Origin of the sequence: uncultured Gimesia sp. (assembly GCF_937919775.1) — a bacterium.
Classification (GTDB): domain Bacteria; phylum Planctomycetota; class Planctomycetia; order Planctomycetales; family Planctomycetaceae; genus Gimesia.
Window position 1 is genome coordinate 1 of record NZ_CALFPF010000603.1, and the last position, 2889, is coordinate 2889.

The following is a 2889-nucleotide window of genomic DNA, read 5'->3' on the forward strand; positions in this document are numbered from 1 at the left end:
CTGCTCCGGCTAACATGGCGGTGCCGCCTGCGATCACCGTATTTTTGAGAAAATCTCGTCTTTGCATAGGAGGGACTCCGTGTTGTGAAATTCAGTTCAGATAATAAAATCGGAAGAGATTTATTCTAGTCAAAGCCGGCAGAGGATGCACCTGATTTGTGGCGGAATCATTTCGAGTGAGCAAAGTAACTGACCCGGCGATGATTTTCTGCTGACGGATGCGGCAAAGCTCAGGAAAATCGCGTGTCAGGTAAGGCGCGGCAGCCGAATCACGACCAGAATTCCAATACTGGCAAGAACCGCCAGCAATGCTTTGAGAGGTATTGAAAGCGGAGAGAAAATGAGTGTCGCCAGCACGATGGCGATCACGATCGAGATTGCCTGAATCTTGACACTCAGTCGAACGCCACCATCCTGCTGCCAGTCTTTCAAGACCTGCCCCAATACGGGAGAGCGCAGTAAGGACTGGTTCAAGCGGGGTGAAGTCCGGATCAGAAAATAACTGGTCAACAGCAGAAAGGGAGTTGTCGGCAGTACGGGCAACGCGACTCCGAGCGCCCCCAGCACAAAACACAGCGCCGCCAGACAGAGATAAACTACTTTTTTAACACCAGTTACAATGGGAACCGAGGTTTCGTCCAGCGTGTCCAGAAATGCAGGGTGAATTTCGTCGAACGCAATTCTTTCTAAAGTCAGACCGGGGGGATCGGCTGCTTCAGTTCGTTTTTTTTGCGGTTGAGAATCTCGGATCATGGAATTGAGGATCTGGACTGATAAACGGAACTGTTGGGCGAAGATTAGATTTTAGCGGAAACTGGCTTTGCAACAAGCTTGATTTGCCAGGGCCGCTTTTCTGAGGCAAATCCCGTAGGAGAAGCTGGTGCTGTCTTTGTTCAGAGGACAGGTGGCATGCCTCCACGCAGGGAGCCCGCTGCCGTGTTTCCATAGTTGTCTGCAAACAACGGGTCCAGTGGGCGGCTGTTAGGGACGGACAACCAGACGCGCAGCAGGTGTCGTTTTAAATATTCTTCTTCCGCATCTTCAAAATCATCACGCCGATGAAAGGTCACCCAGTTATTGAGAAAGAGCAGATCTCCCGGTTCCTGACGAAATGTGACACTCAATTCCGGAGATTCCGCCAGCGCTTCCAGTTCGTTCATCGCGTCCTGCTGTGCCTGTGTCATGTCGGGCAGATCGGAAGAGGCATAAGCCCGTTCAATCAGAACGCGTAAGAAGCTGCCGGCAAAATGACCTTCCTGAACGGAGAAAATCGGCTGTCGACAAAATGTTTTTTGATTTCCCGTGTCCACATTATGCCGCAAATAATAAAAGGGCTGCATGAGTACCTGTGTCAACTCGGGCCAGCGGGCGCGCATTTCATTAAACAGCGAAACCGAACTGACCAGTTGGTTGTTCCCGCCGCTCATCGCCTGCTGAAGGCAGAGAAAACCGATCACATCACACCGGTCAGTATGGAAACTGAGGCGTTTGCGTGTATTCGGCCCGCGTGCCTTTACCTGGCCGATCTGGTACCCTTCGTCTCGGACGTGAAAAATCTTTTCCCCGGTGGCACTTTGAGAAACGGGAGTCCCCAGATGTACGGAGATCAGCCAGAACAGACTTTCTAATTCGGCTGCAGAATAGTTTTCGACGGGAAAACGTTTGAGCTGGCAGGCTCCCGAACCGGATTCCAGTGACTGCTGAATCTCACGCAATACAGGGCTCAGGTGAGGGAGCGGAAATCGTGCCGGGGAAATCTGATCGAAGTTCAGTTTTTCTGCAGCGATCACGTGCAGCGCCGCCTGTAGATCAGCCAGGTGTCGTTCGTCTAAATTTATCAGCCAGTCTGCTCTCTGGAACAGCTCGTTACCTTTCCAGGCCGCGGGAATCAGAAAGGGAGCGGGCAGGGGGTTGGTATGCTGTGTGTCACTCACTCTCAGATTACTCCTGTGGGATGTAGTTTCACCGATGAAGGTTCAAAGGCGATCTTAACAGAATCAAAGCGGAGTGGAAAGCAGCCACATTACGCACGGTCTTGTCGATCACCCGCAGAACGGACTTGCTGCTCAGGGAATGCTGAAAGGGGATTGGTAAATTATCTCGTAACGAGGTTCTGTCTCACCCGCGTTTTCAGGACCGAATTGATGGTACTGATCAGTCTTTTGCGATCAATTGGTTTGCTGAGGTATTCATCACAGCCCGCGTCTAAACACCTCTGGCGATCGTTCGTCATGGCATGCGCCGTGAGTGCAATGATCGGTTTGGTAAAACCCATTGAACGCAGTTTGCGCGTAGTGGCATAACCGTCGAGAACGGGCATCTGAATGTCCATCAAAATCAGGTCATACGAGTCGCCTGGAGGATCGCCGATTGCCTGGCTTTGGAGTAAATCATCAATCGCCAGTTGTCCATTTTCGACAATGTTGATTTCTGCTCCCGCTTTTGTGAGCAGGTAATTGATTAACCGCTGATTATAGATCCCGTCTTCGACGAGCAGAATTCGACAATCCTCTTTGACGAGTTCTTGAGTTGATCGGGAAGCTTTGATTTCCTCGAGTCGCTTGGTAACGGAAACTTTTTCCATTTTTACTTCACTGGCATCTCCCGTAGCGATAGAGAATTTAATTGTGGTTCCCGATTGATCATACTGATCGGCACTGATACTGCCTCCCAGTAATTCGATCAGTCTCTGGCTGATTATCAGTCCCAGTCCCGTACCAATTCTGTAATCGGGTATCTCTATGTCGGTCAGGCAACAGGGAGAGAACAGCTGATTCAACAGTTCTGAAGTCATTCCCATGCCAGTAATATTCAATGTAAATGTGAGGGAATGCCTAGAAGCTGTCTCATAACGTCAAAAAAAGTGAACTGTTTGGCGTGATCTTTGCA

General features: G+C 50.3%; 3 protein-coding genes and 1 pseudogene. All 4 read right to left on the reverse strand.

What is annotated here, in order from left to right; all coding sequences use genetic code 11:
- Positions 1-246: 246 nt before the first annotated feature.
- Entirely contained in the window at positions 247-753 is a 507-nt protein-coding gene (locus Q0294_RS17410) for a YbaN family protein (protein ID WP_299468003.1), read from the reverse strand.
- A gap of 140 nt (positions 754-893) precedes the next feature.
- Complete coding sequence (locus Q0294_RS17415) at positions 894-1934, reverse strand: TauD/TfdA family dioxygenase (RefSeq protein WP_299468005.1); 1041 nt, start codon at positions 1932-1934, stop codon at positions 894-896.
- Positions 1935-2095: 161 nt separating this feature from the next.
- Positions 2096-2584, reverse strand: a complete 489-nt coding sequence (locus Q0294_RS17420) for a response regulator (RefSeq protein WP_299468007.1) — start codon at positions 2582-2584, stop codon at positions 2096-2098.
- Positions 2585-2623: 39 nt separating this feature from the next.
- Positions 2624-2818 (reverse strand): annotated as a pseudogene (locus Q0294_RS17425) (ATP-binding protein); the annotation flags it as partial.
- Positions 2819-2889: the final 71 nt, after the last annotated feature.